Source organism: Dermacoccus sp. CCH2-D9 (genome assembly GCF_001556795.1).
Taxonomy (GTDB): Bacteria; Actinomycetota; Actinomycetes; order Actinomycetales; family Dermatophilaceae; genus Dermacoccus; species Dermacoccus nishinomiyaensis.
The window spans coordinates 1-15830 of record NZ_LSJT01000031.1 but is presented as its reverse complement, the minus strand read 5'-3'; the positions used below and the strand labels follow the sequence as shown (position 1 = coordinate 15830).

Here is a 15830-nt window from a genome sequence, read left to right as displayed (position 1 = left end):
TCACGCAGTTGGTTCGAGTTGAATGTGGACGAGATTCGCGAGTGTGGGCCAGATTCGCGAATGTGGACGAAAATCGCAGGTGGGCGGGGCCTGAGTGAGTGGGTGGCGCCGGGGGTATCCAGGGCGTCAGGATGTGCGCAGGGTGCCGGCGACGAGGGCGACCGGGGCGGTGTCGAGCGCGGGCGAGCAGCCGATCGAGTCGGTGTCGACGCTCAACGTCCGGGCACCGCTGACGGGCACGCGGAGTATCTTGGCCTGCTTGCCGCCGAGGGTGACGGTCTGCTTGGCGCTGCCGTCGACGCGGACGGTCACGGTCGTCGTACCTTCCGGCTGCATGTTCGTCCCCCCGGGCTGGGCGTCGGTGGCGCCGACGGTGAACGCCACCTCGTCGTAGCGACGATCGAGGGCGAACTGTGCCGCGGCGGTGCACGCCTGACGGTCGGTGAGCAACGGCACGACGGCGTCGTCGTACGAGGATCCGCCGACGCGCACGCTCGCCGTGCGCGCCCCGCCCGACAGCGCGCCCGACAGGGGGACGTCTCGTGGCTGCGTCGAACGATTCGACGTGGACGATGACGGCGCCGGAGCTGCGCTGTGCGACGAGGAGGAGTCACGCAGAAGCAGCCACGCGACGAGCGCGATGAGAGCGAGACCGGCGACGAGCGTCACCGCCAGCCAGACGCTGCGCCGGTGCTGCCCCCCGCTCGAAGTGTCGCTCGTCGCCGACGCTGTGCCCAGGTGATCGGCGGGATTCGCCCCACCCGGGCCGGCCACGCCACCCGCGCCGCCCGCGCCGACCGCCCCACCTGCGGCCGCAGGCGGCGCCGCCACCGCCGCGGCGGCGCCTGACATGGGCACGGGCGATCCGGTGGGCGCGGCGCTTTCCGACGCCCCTGCGGCGACGATCCGTGACGTCCGCGGCGGTGCGCTGAGCACGGGCGCGGCGGGGGCGCCGGCGAACTGCGGCGCCATGGCCCACAGTCGCTGCGCCACGGCTGCGGCATCGTCCGGGCGTTCGTGCGGGTTCTTCGCGAGCAGCTCGGCGATGAGCACCCACAGGGCATCGGGGATGTCGTCGGGGCGCGTCGGCGCGTGATCGGCGTGCAGGCGCAGCAACGCGACGGGCGAGTCCGCGTGGAACGGCACCGCGCCGCACGCCATCTCGTACAGCGTGACGCCGAGCGCGTAGAGGTCGCCCGCACGTCCGCTCGGTTGCCCGTCGCCGAGTTCGGGCGCGAGGTACTGCGGCGTGCCGATGACGTTCGCCGTCGCCACCTGCCCCGTCTGCGTGACGAGGGAGGCCACCCCGAAGTCGGCGAGCCTCGGCACGAGAGTGCCCAGCGCGTCGGTGGACGTCCGCGTCGATGCGGCGGCGGGCAAGGCGGTCTCGGTCGTAGCCCTCGACATTGCGTCGGGATCGTCGGCGAGCAGGACGTTCTCGGGCTTGAGGTCGCGGTGCAGCACATTCGCGCCGTGGACGGCGGCGAGGCCCTGTGCGATCTGGGCGCCGAGCGTCGCGACATCGTGCGGGGGCAGGTTGCCGCGCCGTTGCAGGAGGGCGCGCAGGGAGTCGCCGGCGACGTAGTCCATGACGATCGCGAGGCGCGGGCCCTCGACGACGAGGTCGTGCACGCGGATGACGTACGGGCTGCGCAGGCCGACGAGGAGGTTGCGTTCCTGCAGGAAGCGCGCGACGACGCCGGGGTCGTCGGCGAGTTCGGGGCGCAGCAGTTTGAAGGCCAGGGTGTGGCCGTCGACGTCATGCCCGACCCACACCTGCCCCATCGCGCCCGAGCCGATCTGCCGCTCGAGCGTGTAGCGGCTTCCCAGCTGCCAACTCTCGCTCACGCCGAGTTCCCTCCCTGCCTCGTTGGGACGATCCTATGGGCGCGCCGCCGCGTCTGGGGCTACTCTCGGGCACCAACCCCGACTTGCCCGCCGACCGGCGCGTGGCGTAGGAGAGATCATGGCCATCTTCGCTGTCACCTACACGTATTCCGACGACGTCGCCGCCCGCGACGCCCACCGCCCCGAGCACCGCACCTACCTCTCGCAGGTCGAGGGCATGCTGCTGTCCGGACCCCTCGCCGAGCCCGACGGTGCGCTGCTCGTCATCGCCGCGCCGACGCGTGAGGATGTCGCCGAGCGCCTCGACCGCGACCCGTTCTTGCTCGAGGGCATCGTCGTCGAACGCACGATCCGCCCCTACACGCCCGTCCTCGGCTCGCAGGCGCCGACGTTCGCCGAACACCTCGAACGATGACGGAGACGCCACGCGAGCCCGCACCTGACGGCACGTCCGGCACCTCGTTCGTCGACACCTCGCGCCTCGCCGAGAGGGCAGACATCGACGAATCGCCGGCGTCTGAGGGCGCATCGTCGAGCCACGAAAATGTGTCGCTGTCGAACGCGGACCTGCCGGAGCCGAAGCTGCCACCGATCACGAGCGTCGTCATCGACATCGGGGACGATCGCGTCGAGGTCTTCCACCGCGACAGCGGGCCCGATGATCAGCCCGACAACGCCTCGAGTGACGGGGGTGTCGACGTCCCGGGCGTGAACGCGTCGCTCGCCGGCGAGCAGCGGGAGCACTCCGCGGCTGACGCTGCGGCCGACCTCGCTGCCGCTGAGCCCCACCCCGAAGCCGAGCCGACTGGTCGCCCGACGTACGTGCTCGTCCATGGTCTCGGCGGCAGCCTCGCCAACTGGGAGCCGTTGTGGCCGTTCCTCACCGAGGACGGTCGCGTGCTGGCGCTCGACCTCGCAGGGTTCGGCCGCACGAGTGGGGCGAACCGCTCAGCCGTCTCCGACAACGTCGATCTGCTCGCGGCGTACCTGCGTCAACTCGGTCTGAGCGACGTCGTCCTCGTCGGCAACTCGATGGGCGGGATGATCGTCGCGATGACGGCCGCGAAGCACCCTGAGCTCGTGTCGCGTCTCGTGCTCGTCGACCCCGTGCTGCCGCTGCACCCGCAGGATCGGCCGCACTGGTCCGTGCTCGTCACCTTCTCCCTCTACATGTGTCCGCCCGCGGCGCGACGCGTCATCCCGCGTTACGCCGCGCGCCGCGGCATCGACCGCATGGGCGTCGAGGGCGTCCTGACGGTCGTCGCCGACCCGCATCGCGTGCCGAAGTGGGTGATGCGACGATCCGTCGAGGAGGTCCGTGCTCTGGCCGAGAACCAGGACGCCGTGCCCGGGCTCGTGCGGGCCGCCAACTCGCTCGTCGTGGCTGCTGGAAGCCCGCGCTACCGTCGCGTGCTGAGTGAGTTGCGGGTGCCCGTCACGCTCGTGCACGGCGAGCGCGATCGCCTCGTGCCCGTCTCCGCGGCGCGTCGCATCGCCGCTCGTCACCCGGCCTGGACGTTCCTCGAAGGCCCCGGCCTCGGCCACGTGCCGATCTACGAGGCCGCGGGGTGGGTCGCACGCTGCATCGTGGGGGCGGCAGCGTCCTGACGAGCAAGACGGCCCGAGCCCGATGCCCGGCTCGGGCCGCCGATTGCCGGCGCCGTGCATGGTGTTTACCACCGCTCGCTCAGGATCGCCTCGCGCGCGCTGGTTCTGGTCGCTGGTGGATAACACTGTGCGTGGCGGGTGTCACCGCGTGCTGACTGGCCGCCAAGGTCACGAATGTGTCACGGTGGAGTCGATCGTCCGTCATCGTGACCCACCCCGACCTTCCTGAGAGGACCCAGTGACCTTCCCTCTTCGACCCGCCCGCACGCTGTCGGTGCTCGGTGCCTGCGCCGGTCTGACGCTCACGCTCGGTGCCTGCGGCAACAGCGGCGACGACCCGAGCGTGCAGGTCAGCCAGTCGAGTTCGGCCTCCGGCAAGCCCGGCGCGACACTTGCGCTGCGCAAGGCCTGCATCTCGTCGAACAGCCAGGTCGTCTCGGCGAATGCGGCGTGGAACGACGCCGTCGACTCTCACAAGGACGCCGACCTGCAGAAGGCGACGAAGACGATGGGTTCGCTCGCGGATTCGCTGCGCTCGGACGGGAAGCAGTCCGGTGATGCGTCGTTCAAGAAGAAGGCCGACGCAGCTGCGGCTCAGGTCGATGCGTTGAAGAAGGCGGAGAAGCCGGCGAAGACGGTCGACACGACGTCGTACAACAGCGCCGTCGAGGACCTCACGAGCTACTGCTCGACGATGTTCCCCCAGGCATCGAAGAGCGCCTGAGCAACGCCTCTTCGAGAGCGGCCCGCGCCGAGTCGCGGGCCGCTCTCGCTGCGTCGTAGGCCTTCTGCGCCGCCTCGACGCGGACTCGCAACCGCGCGATGCGGGCATCCATCTCGGCCAGCGCTGCCTTCTCGCGCTGCTCCTGCTCGGCCCGCCGCCTCTGGGCGCTCTCGCGCTCGGCGGCCTCACGTTCGGCTTTCTCCTGCTCGTCCTCATCCCGCCGGCTCTGGGTGTCGGCGACCTGCGGGGAGGCTCCATCCGCGGAGGAGGAAGCGGTTGGGGCTGATGTCGCGGCCGCAGCACCGCGGATTCGGTCTTGGGCAGGCGTACCGCCGGCGACGAGTCGCAGCGCGGGGCGCGCAGGCGCGTCGCGGTGCGCGACGGCGTCGGTGAGGTCGATGTCGCCCCACCCGCTGTAGCTCAGTGGCCGCACGAGTGCGCGGGTCGCCACGGCGTCGGCTGCCTGCCGGTCCGCGATCGCCGCGAGCAGCGTGGCGCGCACGGCCTCGGCGAGCGAGCCGTTCAGGTCGTGCCGCGTGACGATCTGCTGCAGCAGTTCCTGCCGTCGGGCCGACAACTCCTTGAGCGTGGCCGCGTCGAGCGAGGTCTGCGCGGCACGCATCTGTTCGCCGAGGGCGAGGACGTCGCTGATGGCGCCGTCGTCGAGGTGGTTGACGGCCGCGGCCGCGGCGGTGGGCTTGCGGAGCGCGGCGATCTCGCGGGCAGCATCGCGCTCACCGGCGGTACGTGCGGCTGCGGCGAGTTCCTTGCGCACCGCGACGAAGTCGGCCGGGTCGCCGCCGTAGAGCGTCGTGACGGCCTCGGCGACGGTGCCCACGTTCATGTCGGCGCTCATGCGGCCCGGCCGGGGGGTGTGCGTCGCACGAGGGCCTGCGGGTGCCCGGCGACGGCGATTCGTGCTGGGTTCATTGCTCCATTGTCCGTCGCCACCGATAGGGTATGCACAGCCTGGCGCCCGCCTGGCGCTCGTGGGGAGGTCTTTGGTGGTCGACGCAGCGGATCGCGCACCGATCGAGCGAGTGCTCGTTCTCGTGCCGACGTACGACGAGCGGGAGAACCTGCCGGTCATCGTCGAGCGCATCCGGAGTGCCGTCCCCGACGCCGACATCCTCGTCCTCGACGACAACTCGCCCGACGGGACAGGGCAGCTCGCCGATGAGATGGCGGCGGCCGACGCCCACGTGCACGTCATGCACCGTCGCGGCAAGGAGGGCCTCGGCAAGGCCTACCTCGCCGGTTTCGCGTGGGGTCTGGAGCGCGGCTACGACGCGCTCGTCGAGATCGACGCGGACGGTTCGCACCCGGCCGAGGAACTGCCTGCGATGCTCGCGCTCGCGGCCGGCGCCGACCTCGTCATCGGCTCCCGCTGGATCAAGGGCGGCTCCGTCGTCAACTGGCCGAAGAACCGCGAGATCCTCAGCCGCGGCGCCAACGTCTACGTCCAGGCGATGCTCGGCACCCGAGTCCATGACGCGACGGCCGGGTTCCGCGTCTACCGCGCGACGCTGCTGCGCCAGATCGACCTCGCGAGCGTGACGTCAGCCGGTTACGGCTTCCAGATCGACCTGACGTGGCGCTCGATCCGGGCCGGGGCGCGCATCGTCGAGCACCCGATCCGATTCAGCGAGCGCGAACTCGGCACGTCGAAGATGTCGGGCAACATCATCAGCGAGGCGCTGCTCGCCGTCGCCGGCTGGGGTCTCGAACTGCGGCGCGAACAGGCCGGGCACCTCCTGTCGCGGGTGCGGGCGCGACGGTCCTAGCGTTCGAGGGTGATGTGGTCGGGCACCTCGTGTCCCGGGTGGGCGCACGGCGCTCAGCCCCCTGATCCCGCTCCTGCGCGTCAGGCTTTCGGATCCTCTGCGGCGGCGCCGAACACGATCGTCCGGTAGGCGACGAAGCGCAGGATGGTGCCGATTCCGATGCCGATGAGGGCGTGCACGTTCTCCCACAACGCGCCGCGGGCCCCCAGCACGTAGTGCGCGAACGCGACCCAGGCCGAGGTGGCGGCGAGTGCGACACCGTTGACGGCGAAGAACAACACGACCTCGTGGTGCAGCGGACGGTTCTCGCGGTGACGGAACGTCCAGTACCGGTTGCCGACCCATGCGAACACGGTGGCCACGGCGCCCGAGATGATCTTCGCGGTCGTCACCTTGCCGTCGAGCGGGCCGGCGCGCAGCCAGTTGTACAGGCCCATGTCGATGAAGATGTTGAGCACGCCGATGATGCCGAACGTGCTGAGCTCGCGCCAGAACGCGGCGAGCGGGGACGACGCCGTAGTCGCCTGGTGCCCGGACGAGTCGGCCCCGAGCGATGACGCTCCGGCCGCGGGCGTCTCGTCGGGGCGCGCCGCTGCGGTCCGTGAGGTCATAACGTCCGATGCTACCCATTGCGCCTTCTGACGGGCTGAGAACGTCAGCACATCGGACGGCCGCGCAGCGCCTTTTCGTCGTTCGTCGATGCGCCCGAAAACCCGTGAGTACAGTGATCGGCATCACATCGAACCCTGGCGTTCGATACAGGCCGCGACGTGACGCGTCGTCCCGAGACAGTGCGTGCGACGAGACTTTGGAGGTGGGCATGGACGGGAAGAGTTTCGACGCGATCGTCGTGGGCGCGGGGCTGGCAGGTCTCGTGGCGGCGGCCGAACTGACGTCGCGGGGGCGCCGCGTCGTCGTCGTCGAGCAGGAGAATCGCGCCAATCTGGGCGCTCAGGCGCACTGGTCGTTCGGTGGGTTGTTCCTCGTCGACTCGCCCGAGCAGCGCCGCCTGCGGGTGCGCGACAGCCTCGAGCTCGCGTGGCAGGACTGGTGCGGCAGCGCCCAGTGGGACCGCCTCGAGGGTGAGGCGAACGCGTCCGGTGAGCCCCTCGGTGAGGACGTCTGGGGAAAGCGCTGGGCGCGCGCCTACGTCGAGTGGGCGGCCGGCGGCAAGCGGGAGTGGTTGCGCGAGAACGGAATCGAGCTCACGCCAATGGTCGGGTGGGCCGAGCGAGGCGACGGTCGCGCCGGGGGTCACGGCAACTCGGTGCCCCGCTTCCACATCGCGTGGGGCACCGGCACGGGCGTGAGCGGCCCCTTCGTCGAGAAGGTGCTCGACGCCGAGGCCCGGGGCCTGCTGACGTTCGCGCACCGTCATCGCGTCGACGAACTCATCGTCGAGACCCCTGCCGACGGTGGTGCTCGCGCCGTCACCGGCGTGCGCGGGAGCGTCCTCGCTCCCGACGACGCGGAGCGCGGTGTCGCCTCGAACCGCGACGTCGTCGGCGGGTTCGAGTTCACGGCGCCGTCGGTCATCGTCGCGAGCGGCGGCATCGGTGGCAACCACGACCTCGTGCGGCGCTGGTGGCCGGCGGATCTCGGCGAGGCGCCGCGTTCGATGCTGACGGGGGTGCCCGCCTACGTCGACGGGCGCATGCTCGAGATCGCCGCGGACGCGGGCGCGCGCCTCGTCAACCGTGATCGGATGTGGCACTACACCGAAGGCATCCGAAACTGGAACCCGGTGTGGCCGCAGCACGCCATCCGCATCCTGCCCGGCCCGTCGCCGCTGTGGTTCGACGCGATCGGACGTCGCATGCCGATGCGGTGCCTGCCCGGTTTCGACACGCGCGGCACGCTGCGTCACCTGCGCAGCGACCCGGCGATCCGCGCGTACGACCACTCGTGGTTCATCGTCACCCAACCGATGCTGGAGAAGGAGTTCGCCCTCTCCGGCTCGGAGCAGAACCTCGACCTGACGTCCGGGAGCCGCCGCGAGGTCGTGCGGGCGCGTCTGGCGAAGGGTGCGCCGCGAGCGGTCGCCGACTTCGTCGAGCACGGCGAGGACTTCGTCGTCGCCGAGACGCTCGAAGAGCTCGTCGCGAAGATGAACGAGTTGACGGACGAGCCGCTGCTCGATGCGGCACACGTGCGTCGGCAGATCGAGGAGCGTGACGCGCAGGTCGACAACGCCTACGGCAAGGACGTGCAGGTCATGGCGATCCACAACGCGCGCCGCTACCTCGGCGACCGGCTGGCGCGCGTGTCGGCGCCGCACCGCGTGCTCGATGAGCGGCAGGGCCCGCTCGTCGGCATCAAGCTGCACGTGCTGACGCGCAAGAGTCTCGGCGGCATCCAGACCGACCTCGACTCGCGCGTGCTCGACGCTCGTGGCCGCGTCGTGCCGGGGCTGTTCGCCGCCGGTGAGGCCGCCGGCTTCGGCGGGGGAGGCGTCCACGGCTTCAACGCGCTCGAGGGCACGTTCCTCGGAGGATGCCTGTTCTCCGGGCGAGCGGCCGGGGTGGCCGCCTCCCGAGTGGCATGACGACGACATAGCAATTCGTGATTGAATCCGCAGGCCGAAATACGAGACGAACATGAGGGGGTGGCTCGGTGGCGCAGCGGAAAATCACCCAGGCGCGTGCGCACGAGACGCGCGCTCGCATCCTGACGGGCGCCGCCGAGGCATTCGCCGAGCACGGTTTCGCCGGCGCGACCATCGCCGACATCGTGACGCGCTCGGGCGTGACGAAGCGCGCGCTGTACTTCCACTTCGACACGAAGGAAGAGGTCGCCGACGCCGTCCTCGCCGCGCACACGACGTGGCTGCGCGACGCCGTCGCCGCCCTGGCGGGCTCGCCGGTGCAACGCCTCGTCGACTACGGCTACCTCACCTGTGACGGGCTCGCCGACGACCCGATCTTCCAGGCGACGGCTCGGCTCGCGATCGAGCGCGAGACCTACGGCGCGGGGCGTCCGGCGTCGTTCGGGGTGTGGCAGGAGACGACCCGCGACATGCTCGACGAGGTTGCCGCTGCGGGGTGCCTCAATGCCGGGGTCGACACGGGCGTCGTGGCGCGCATGCTCAGTGCGACCGTCCTCGGGCTGCACCTGTCAGCACGCGCGAGCGATCCGTCGTCGCGCCTGCACGCCGAGATCGAACAGTGCTGGACGCACGCCGGGGCGACCCTCGTGAGGCCCGAAGCGCTCACCGGTGTGACGCTGCGTCGCGCCCGCCCCACCGCGTGACACTCTTGAGCCATGGAACAGCAGAAGGTGGTGTCGGCGCGTGAGGCCGTGCCGTACGGCGTGCGGGTGGCCGCGTGGTGGTCGGTGTGCCTGCTCGCCATCGCCGTCGGGGTGCTCGCGTTCTTCTGGGGCGTCACGCGTCTCGGCGTCGTCACCGTCTCCTTCGTCACCGGGGTGATGTTCGCGGCGCTCCTCGCTCCGATCGTGTCGTGGCTGGTGCGGCGCGGCGTGGGGCGCACGACATCCGCGGTCATCGCGTTCTTCGTCGGTGTCGGTTCGGCTGCGGGGCTGATCGCGTTCGTCGTGGCGCAGATCGACGACTCCAGCGGCGAGTTCGCCCGACAGCTGACGCTGGCCGAGCAGGGCGCGCGGCACTGGCTCGTCGACGGGCCGCTGAAGATCGACGAAACCTCCGCGAGCCGCTACACGACCGACCTCGGAACGACGCTGAGCAACCACACGACCGACATCGTCGGCTGGGCGGCGGCGCACGTCGGCATCGTCACGGGCGGGCTGTCGGCGCTGCTGCTCACGCTGTTCTGCGCGTTGTTCCTGCTCGCCGACGACGGCTCCATCTGGCGTTGGATCGTGCGGCTGCTGCCGCGTGGCGCGCACAACCACGTCGACCTCGCGGGCGCGGCGGCGTGGCGCACCCTCGTCGTCTACATGCGCTCGCTCGTGCTGCTCGCCCTGCTCAACGCGGCGGCGATGCTGCCCGTGCTCTGGTTCGCGGACGTGCCCCTCGCCGTCCCGCTGACCGTCGTCATCTTCCTCGGCTCGCTCATCCCGCTCGTCGGGGTGCTGCTCGCCGCGGCGCTCATGTTCGCCGTCGCGTTCGTCGGCAACGGGCTCGTCACCGCGCTCGTGCTCGTCGCGATCCTCACGGTGCTCGTGCAGCTGCTCGGCAACCTCGTCAACCCCCTCATCCTCGGACGGTTCGTCGACCTGCACCCCGTCGTCATCCTGATCGGCGTGAGCGCCGGCACGCTGCTCGGCGGGGCGTTCGGCGCGTTCACGGCCGTGCCGCTCATCGCCGTCGTCAACAACATGGTCAAGGTGATGCGCAGCTACCATCTCGAGGAACACGGCGACGAGGATCTCGACGCCGTCGACGAACGTCAGCTCGAACGCCGCGCCAAGGAGGCCATGTGAACGCCGAGCGTCCCGGAGCGCTGCGGATGGCCGCGCTGCGCGTCTACCGGATGCTGCCCGCCGGGCTCAGCCACCGCATCGTGCACGCCATGCAGCCGACGTTCAGCGCCGGCGCCGTCGCCATCATCGAGCACGACGGGCGCGTGCTCGCGCTGCGTCAGGCGCACCGCAGCGGATGGTCGCTGCCTGGCGGCCTCATCGACGCCGGCGAGCAACCGCAGGACGCCGTCGTGCGTGAGGTGCGTGAGGAGACGGGCCTCGACATCGAGCCGGGCAGCGTCGTGGCCACTGATTTCGACCCGGAGATCCGGCACGTCGACGTCATCTTCCGCGTCGTGTGCGACGAGCGACCCGAGGTCGAGGTGGCGAGCGAAGCCCTCGAATCCGGATGGTTCGCGCTCGACGAACTACCGCACCCCGACAAGTCGACGCGCCGCATCCAGCGCGCCGTGCGCCTCGCGCGGCAGCCATCGAGCGTGGGGCGTGTCGTCGGGCGCGGCGACTGAGGGTTCAGCCCTGCGCGCTTCTCAGCGCAGCAGCCCGGCGCGTCGTGCGAGTGCCACCGCTTCGGTGCGCGAGGTTGCGCCCAGTTTTTCGTTGATATGCACGAGGTGCGTCTTGACGGTCGCCTCGGAGACGAAGAGGTGCTTCGCGATCTCCTTGTTCGTCGCGCCGCCGGCGACGGCGTCGAGCACGTCGAGTTCGCGGGCCGTCAGTGTCGGTGCGGGCGAGGACAACCGGTTGACGAGGCGCGCCGCGACGGCGGGCGCGAGCACCGTCTCGCCGCGTGAGGCGCGGTGCACGGCCTCGACGAGGTCGGCGGGCGGTGCGTCCTTGAGCAGGTAGCTGGACGCGCCGGCCTCGACGCCGCGCACGATGTCGGCGTCCGTGTCGTAGGTCGTGAGGATGAGGACGCGGGGCGCGTCGTCGCGGGCGCGGATGGCGCGCGTCGCCGCGACGCCGTCGAGGCCGGGCCCCATCTGCAGATCCATGAGGACGACGTCGGGGCGCACCCCCTGCTCGGCGAGGCGGTCGAGCACGCGCAGGGCCTCCTCGCCGCCGCCGGCCTCGTCGAGGACGTCGATGCCCGACGCGTCGAGCAGCGCTCGTAGGCCCGCGCGCACGACGGGATGGTCGTCGGTGAGGATGACGCTCGTCATCGGAGGTTGCTTTCCGTCGAGGGTGTCACGTGCGGTTCGACTCCGGCCGTCAGGGCAGGGGCGGGCTGGGTGTTCTCCTGCCTCACCGCCTTGTAGGGGCCGCTGGTGGGGATGGTCGCGATGAGGGCGGCGCCCTCGCCGGGCTGGGATTCGATCTCGAGGTGGCCGCCGAGTGCATCGAGGCGTTCACGCATGGTGCGCAGGCCGAATCCGCTGCCGCCCAGGGGTGCGCGTTCGACGTCGGCGTCGGTGAAACCCACGCCGTCGTCGATGACTTCGAGGCCGACCTCGTCGGGTCGGTAGCTGAGCGTCACGCCGACGCGCTGCGCTTTGCTGTGGGTGCGCACGTTGGCGAGGGCGCTCTGCGCGATGCGCAGCAGAGCGACATCGACTGGGGCCGGCAGTGGGCGCGGTTCGCCGTCGCAGGTCGTGTCGGCGCGGATACCGGTGTGCTCCGTCAGGCGCGCGGTGAGGCGCTCGAGAGCGCCGGACAACGGCGCGTCGACCAGGTCGCTCGGCGTCAGGGCATGGACGACCTCGCGCGAGTCGGCGAGGCCCTGCGCGGCCGTCGACTCGATCTGCTCGAGCAGGCGCACCATCTCGTCGCCGGCGTGCGCGGCGCTGTCGCGGGTGGCCTGGGCGCTCGCGGGCTGGGTGAGGGCGTGCTGGTTACGGGCGAGACCCGCGCGCGACAGCAGCACGATGCTGGAGAAGCCCTGCGCGAGGGTGTCGTGGATGTCGTGGGCGAGGCGTTCGCGCTCGGCGAGGACGCCGGCGCGGTGCTGGGCGAGGGCGAGCGTCTCCTGCGTCGCGAGCACGTCGTCCTGCGCGGCGACGAGCTGGGTGACGAGTTCGCGGCGGCGTGTGTTCTCCGCACGCAGCTGGGCGTAGACCCACGAGATGCCGAGCGCGACGATCATCCCCATGATCGGGCCGATGACGGTGCCGACGTTGCGTCCGTCGGGGCGCGAGACGAGGGCGGCGACGCTCGCGACGAGGACGAGGGGCACGAGGGCGGCAGCGATGGGCCGGATCGCGACGTGCAGGACGAGGAAGTACAGCGCGAACGCCACCCACGCGAAGTCAGGCGCGACGGCGAGCGTCAGGCACCACGCGAGCGTCAGCGCGATGATCCACACCTGGCCGGTGTGCGAATCCTGGGCGGCGCGCAGCGACTGGGCGCGGCGCGCGCGGCGTTCGACGACGAGGCCGCTCAGGTAGACGCCGGTGAACACGACCGTCGCGGCGATGACGGCGAACGGCGAGGCGTCTCCGGCGAGCGCCCGGATCACCCCGACGACGAGCAGCACGACGAACAGGACGTGCATCGCGGCCTGCATGATGCGGATGGTGCGTTCGGAGTCGGTGGTGGGGTCGGTGGTACTCATCACCGTCCATTTTGCCGCGTGGATGCGTCGAACGCGCACGGACGTCAACCGAACGGTTGATGCGTTCTCCCACTGCCTGGGTGATGCGCGCAGGGGTGAATCGCGCTGGAATGGAGAAAACCTGGAGATCCTGTGCCGAAAGAAGAGGTTGATGTTCCTCGCAACTCGAGACCTTGCGTACGCCAAGGGTCGTTTCGCCCTCATCGGCGGCGTCATCGGCCTGATCACGCTGCTCGTCGTCATGCTGACCGGCCTCGCGGCCGGCCTCGGGAAGGAGAGCGTGTCGGCCATCGACACGTTGCCCTCGCACGGTGTCGACCAGATCGGCTTCTCGGCCCCCGCGAAGGGGCAGAAGGTCGGGTATGACAGCTCCCACGTCGAGGCGAAGGACATCGACAAGATCAAGTCGGTCAAGGGCGTCACCGACGCCTCGCCGCTGACGATCACGCAGGGCCGCGCGAGTGTCTCCGGTGTGCCGTCGGCGGTCGCCGTCTTCGCCGTGCCGGGCGGTTCGTTCGCCGTGCCGGGCGGTTCGTTCGCCGCGCCGAAGGGGGTGAAGAACGGCTCCGTCGTCGTCGGCAAGACGATCACGAAGGACGCCGCGCTCAAGGAGGGCGAGTCGATCTCGTTCAACAACAAGAGCGTTCGCGTCGAGAAGCTGAGCGACGACGCGTCGTACCAGCACCAGCCCGTCGTGTGGATGACGGAGAGCGACGCGAAGGCCGCCAGCCTGCTCGGCCAGGGCTCGGGCACCGTCGCGCTCGTCAAGACGGGCAGCGGGTTCTCGAAGGACGCGCTCACCTCGGCGACCGGCCTCGACGTGCAGGACCCGAAGACGTCGCTCGGCACGATCAGCGCCTACCAGGCCGAGAACGGCTCGCTGACGCTCATGCGCGTCATGCTCATGCTCGTCTCCGCCCTCGTCGTCGGCGCGTTCTTCACCGTCTGGACGATCCAACGCACGCCCGACCTCGCCGTCCTCAAGGCGATGGGCGCGCACACCGGCTACCTCGTGCGTGACGCCATGGGTCAGGCCGCCATCCTGCTGCTCATCGGTGGCGGCCTCGGCACGATCGTCGCGACCGTCCTCGGCTACTTCGCGCAGGGCACGGTGCCGTTCGTCCTCAGCCTCACCACCACGCTCGTCCCGCTGGCGCTGCTGTTCGTTCTCGGTCTGCTCGGCGCGCTCGTCAGCGTGCGCCGCATCGTGACCGTCGACCCCAACACCGCACTGGGGGCCGCGCGATGAGCCTTCGTCGTCATGCACCCGTACCTCGTGTCGAAGGCCGCGCGATGAGCCTCGACGCCACTCTCGTCCCCACCACCGCGCCAGGAGCAGCCCGATGAGCCTCGACGTCAAGAACGCGACGCTGACCTTCCCCGACGGCGCCTCGGGGCGCATCACGGCCGTCAACGACGTGTCGTTGCACGTCGCCGCGGGCGAGTTCGCCGCGGTGACGGGCCCGTCGGGTTCCGGCAAGTCGTCGATGCTCGCCGTCGCCGGCCTGCTGCAGACGCCCGACTCCGGCGTCGTGACGATCGACGGCAAGGTCGTCTCGGGGCTCTCGCACAAGGACGCCGCAGCGGTGCGCCTGTCGTCGATCGGGTTCGTCTTCCAGCAGAGCAACCTCATCGCGTCGCTGACGTCCGTGGAGCAGCTCGAGATCGTTGCGCGCATCGCCGGGCGTCACGGCAAGGACACCGCATCGCGGGCCGAGGAACTGCTCGCCGCCGTCGGGTTGGAGAAGGTCTTCGACCGCCGCCCCGCAGCGCTCTCCGGCGGTCAGCGTCAGCGTGTCGGCATCGCCCGCGCGCTGATGAACGAGCCGAAGCTGCTGCTCGTCGACGAACCGACCGCGTCGCTCGACACCGAGCGCGGCACCGCCGTCGTCGAACTGCTCGGCAAGGTGACGCACGAACACCAGGCCGCGACCATCATGGTGACGCACGACCTGCACACCCTCGACGCCGTCGACTCGCTGCACGAGATGGTCGACGGTCGCCTGCGCACGCTCGAGGCGGCCCCGACGCAGGGTTGATGTCGGCGCCTCGTCGTAGTGCTGGCCTCGGCGCCTGATCGCCTCGACGGAGACGACGCGAGGAATCGGGCGTAGGCGAACATGACGCCGGCCGGATGCGACAAGCATCCGGCCGGCGTTCGTCGTCTCGTGGTTGCGGCGTCTCACGGTGGCGTCGTCTCGTGGCTGCGGCGTCTCACGGTGGCGTCGCCTCGTGGTTTCGGCGTCTCGACGGTAGGTGTGAGGTCGGCGAGTCGTTGGGGACGGGATTCGCAGATGGGGACGCGAATCGCGGTTGGGGACGGGAGTTCGAGCTGGCGCCTGTTCTCGCGCCGGCGTTGGTCAGGAGTTGACGTGAGCCAGCTGCGTCGTCGTGGCCGGCGCGTCATGCATCAGGGCGAGGCGTAGGCATCCGAGAGCGACGGGGATCTCGGCGGCGAGCGCCATGGCGACGGCGGTGGCGAGCGAACTTGTCGTGGTCGCGCTCGCGATGTCCGTGACGGCGTCGAGGACGAACAGCGTCGCGCCGACGAGCCCGATGAGCCGGGTGGCCGCGGCGCGTCGACTGGTGGCCAGAACGAGTGCGGTGAGGGCGAGGAGTTCGCTCACGTCGAGCCCCAACCACGCCGCGATGCTCGCAGGGTCGACGCGCTGCGCGTCCAGGCGCAGGTAGAGCACCGGGATCCAGGCTGCGAGGACGCCGCCTGCCACCGTCAGGACTCGTGTCACCGTCGTGTTCTCCACGTCCCCCACGTTCGCGCTCGCGTGTGGGTGGGTGATGTCGAGATCCTGTGCGTCGGCCATGAGCGCTCGCGGGCGATCTGGCGTGGTGTTGACGTCGCAATGTCGACGTGGTGCGGTGCCGCAGCGCGGGCGTGGGGGAGCACCGGGGGGAAGCC

The 15830-nt window shown here is 70.6% G+C and carries 16 protein-coding genes; 10 read left to right on the top strand and 6 right to left on the bottom strand.

Annotation, left to right across the window (positions count from 1 at the left end; translation table 11 throughout):
* Positions 1-126: 126 nt before the first annotated feature.
* Positions 127-1848, bottom strand: coding sequence for a serine/threonine-protein kinase (locus AX669_RS02355; RefSeq protein WP_062256316.1), 1722 nt, complete (start codon positions 1846-1848; stop codon positions 127-129).
* A 118-nt stretch (positions 1849-1966) separates the two neighbouring features.
* Here AX669_RS02355 and AX669_RS02350 point away from each other — a divergent pair, with 118 nt between their 5' ends.
* The 3 genes from AX669_RS02350 (at position 1967) to AX669_RS02340 (ending at position 4180) form a co-directional block, all read left to right on the top strand.
* Complete coding sequence (locus AX669_RS02350) at positions 1967-2263, top strand: YciI family protein (protein ID WP_038569695.1); 297 nt, start codon at positions 1967-1969, stop codon at positions 2261-2263.
* A complete protein-coding gene (locus AX669_RS02345) occupies positions 2260-3456 on the top strand; it encodes an alpha/beta fold hydrolase (protein ID WP_062256315.1) in 1197 nt (398 codons plus the stop codon). Before AX669_RS02350 ends, AX669_RS02345 begins: the two co-directional genes overlap by 4 nt.
* 238 nt (positions 3457-3694) lie before the next feature.
* The gene (locus tag AX669_RS02340; RefSeq protein WP_156444895.1) at positions 3695-4180 is read left to right on the top strand and encodes a hypothetical protein; all 486 of its coding nucleotides are present in this window, start codon (positions 3695-3697) and stop codon (positions 4178-4180) included.
* On the opposite strand, the gene AX669_RS02335 is transcribed toward AX669_RS02340, so the two are convergent.
* Positions 4131-5024 (bottom strand): hypothetical protein, encoded by an 894-nt coding sequence (locus tag AX669_RS02335; RefSeq protein ID WP_156444894.1) that lies wholly within the window; start codon positions 5022-5024, stop codon positions 4131-4133. The genes AX669_RS02340 and AX669_RS02335 overlap by 50 nt on opposite strands.
* Positions 5025-5184: 160 nt before the next feature.
* Between AX669_RS02335 and AX669_RS02330 the strand changes: the two genes are divergently transcribed.
* On the top strand, positions 5185-5964 hold the full coding sequence (locus AX669_RS02330) for a polyprenol monophosphomannose synthase (protein WP_038569692.1): 780 nt from the start codon (positions 5185-5187) through the stop codon (positions 5962-5964).
* Positions 5965-6044: 80 nt separating this feature from the next.
* Here AX669_RS02330 and AX669_RS02325 read toward each other — a convergent pair whose 3' ends face one another.
* Entirely contained in the window at positions 6045-6575 is a 531-nt protein-coding gene (locus tag AX669_RS02325) for a GtrA family protein (protein ID WP_006943451.1), read from the bottom strand.
* Positions 6576-6784: 209 nt separating this feature from the next.
* Between AX669_RS02325 and AX669_RS02320 the strand changes: the two genes are divergently transcribed.
* The 4 genes from AX669_RS02320 (at position 6785) to AX669_RS02305 (ending at position 10871) form a co-directional block, all read left to right on the top strand.
* The gene (locus AX669_RS02320) at positions 6785-8509 is read left to right on the top strand and encodes an FAD-binding dehydrogenase (RefSeq protein WP_062256310.1); all 1725 of its coding nucleotides are present in this window, start codon (positions 6785-6787) and stop codon (positions 8507-8509) included.
* Between the two features lie 68 nt (positions 8510-8577).
* Positions 8578-9213 (top strand): ScbR family autoregulator-binding transcription factor, encoded by a 636-nt coding sequence (locus AX669_RS02315; RefSeq protein WP_006943449.1) that lies wholly within the window; start codon positions 8578-8580, stop codon positions 9211-9213.
* A gap of 12 nt (positions 9214-9225) precedes the next feature.
* Positions 9226-10365 carry an AI-2E family transporter gene (locus tag AX669_RS02310; protein WP_062256308.1) on the top strand — a complete coding sequence of 380 codons (1140 nt, stop codon included), beginning with the start codon at positions 9226-9228 and terminating at the stop codon, positions 10363-10365.
* Entirely contained in the window at positions 10362-10871 is a 510-nt protein-coding gene (locus AX669_RS02305; protein ID WP_062256306.1) for an NUDIX domain-containing protein, read from the top strand. The genes AX669_RS02310 and AX669_RS02305 overlap by 4 nt, the downstream gene beginning before the upstream one ends.
* A 21-nt stretch (positions 10872-10892) precedes the next feature.
* On the opposite strand, the gene AX669_RS02300 is transcribed toward AX669_RS02305, so the two are convergent.
* Both AX669_RS02300 and AX669_RS13520 read right to left on the bottom strand, forming a co-directional pair.
* The gene (locus tag AX669_RS02300; RefSeq protein ID WP_062256304.1) at positions 10893-11525 is read right to left on the bottom strand and encodes a response regulator transcription factor; all 633 of its coding nucleotides are present in this window, start codon (positions 11523-11525) and stop codon (positions 10893-10895) included.
* On the bottom strand, positions 11522-12913 hold the full coding sequence (locus AX669_RS13520) for a sensor histidine kinase (RefSeq protein WP_062256301.1): 1392 nt from the start codon (positions 12911-12913) through the stop codon (positions 11522-11524). Before AX669_RS13520 ends, AX669_RS02300 begins: the two co-directional genes overlap by 4 nt.
* Positions 12914-13064: 151 nt before the next feature.
* Between AX669_RS13520 and AX669_RS02290 the strand changes: the two genes are divergently transcribed.
* Together AX669_RS02290 and AX669_RS02285 are read left to right on the top strand one after the other, a co-directional pair.
* On the top strand, positions 13065-14162 hold the full coding sequence (locus tag AX669_RS02290; RefSeq protein ID WP_062256299.1) for an FtsX-like permease family protein: 1098 nt from the start codon (positions 13065-13067) through the stop codon (positions 14160-14162).
* A 94-nt stretch (positions 14163-14256) separates the two neighbouring features.
* Complete coding sequence (locus AX669_RS02285; protein ID WP_062256297.1) at positions 14257-14952, top strand: ABC transporter ATP-binding protein; 696 nt, start codon at positions 14257-14259, stop codon at positions 14950-14952.
* 321 nt (positions 14953-15273) lie between these two features.
* Here AX669_RS02285 and AX669_RS02280 read toward each other — a convergent pair whose 3' ends face one another.
* A complete protein-coding gene (locus AX669_RS02280) occupies positions 15274-15735 on the bottom strand; it encodes a hypothetical protein (protein ID WP_062256296.1) in 462 nt (153 codons plus the stop codon).
* Between the last annotated feature and the right edge of the window lie 95 nt (positions 15736-15830).

What these genes read in the sequence shown, in the direction of transcription:
- AX669_RS02350 (WP_038569695.1), top strand. Translation starts at nt 1,967, where the DNA reads ATGGCCATCTTCGCTGTCACCTACACGTATTCCGACGACGTCGCCGCC.
- AX669_RS02345 (WP_062256315.1), top strand. Translation starts at nt 2,260, where the DNA reads ATGACGGAGACGCCACGCGAGCCCGCACCTGACGGCACGTCCGGCACC.
- AX669_RS02335 (WP_156444894.1), bottom strand. Translation starts at nt 5,024, where the DNA reads ATGAACGTGGGCACCGTCGCCGAGGCCGTCACGACGCTCTACGGCGGC.
- AX669_RS02325 (WP_006943451.1), bottom strand. Translation starts at nt 6,575, where the DNA reads ATGACCTCACGGACCGCAGCGGCGCGCCCCGACGAGACGCCCGCGGCC.
- AX669_RS02320 (WP_062256310.1), top strand. Translation starts at nt 6,785, where the DNA reads ATGGACGGGAAGAGTTTCGACGCGATCGTCGTGGGCGCGGGGCTGGCA.
- AX669_RS02310 (WP_062256308.1), top strand. Translation starts at nt 9,226, where the DNA reads ATGGAACAGCAGAAGGTGGTGTCGGCGCGTGAGGCCGTGCCGTACGGC.
- AX669_RS02300 (WP_062256304.1), bottom strand. Translation starts at nt 11,525, where the DNA reads ATGACGAGCGTCATCCTCACCGACGACCATCCCGTCGTGCGCGCGGGC.
- AX669_RS13520 (WP_062256301.1), bottom strand. Translation starts at nt 12,913, where the DNA reads ATGAGTACCACCGACCCCACCACCGACTCCGAACGCACCATCCGCATC.
- AX669_RS02290 (WP_062256299.1), top strand. Translation starts at nt 13,065, where the DNA reads ATGTTCCTCGCAACTCGAGACCTTGCGTACGCCAAGGGTCGTTTCGCC.
- AX669_RS02285 (WP_062256297.1), top strand. Translation starts at nt 14,257, where the DNA reads ATGAGCCTCGACGTCAAGAACGCGACGCTGACCTTCCCCGACGGCGCC.
- AX669_RS02280 (WP_062256296.1), bottom strand. Translation starts at nt 15,735, where the DNA reads ATGGCCGACGCACAGGATCTCGACATCACCCACCCACACGCGAGCGCG.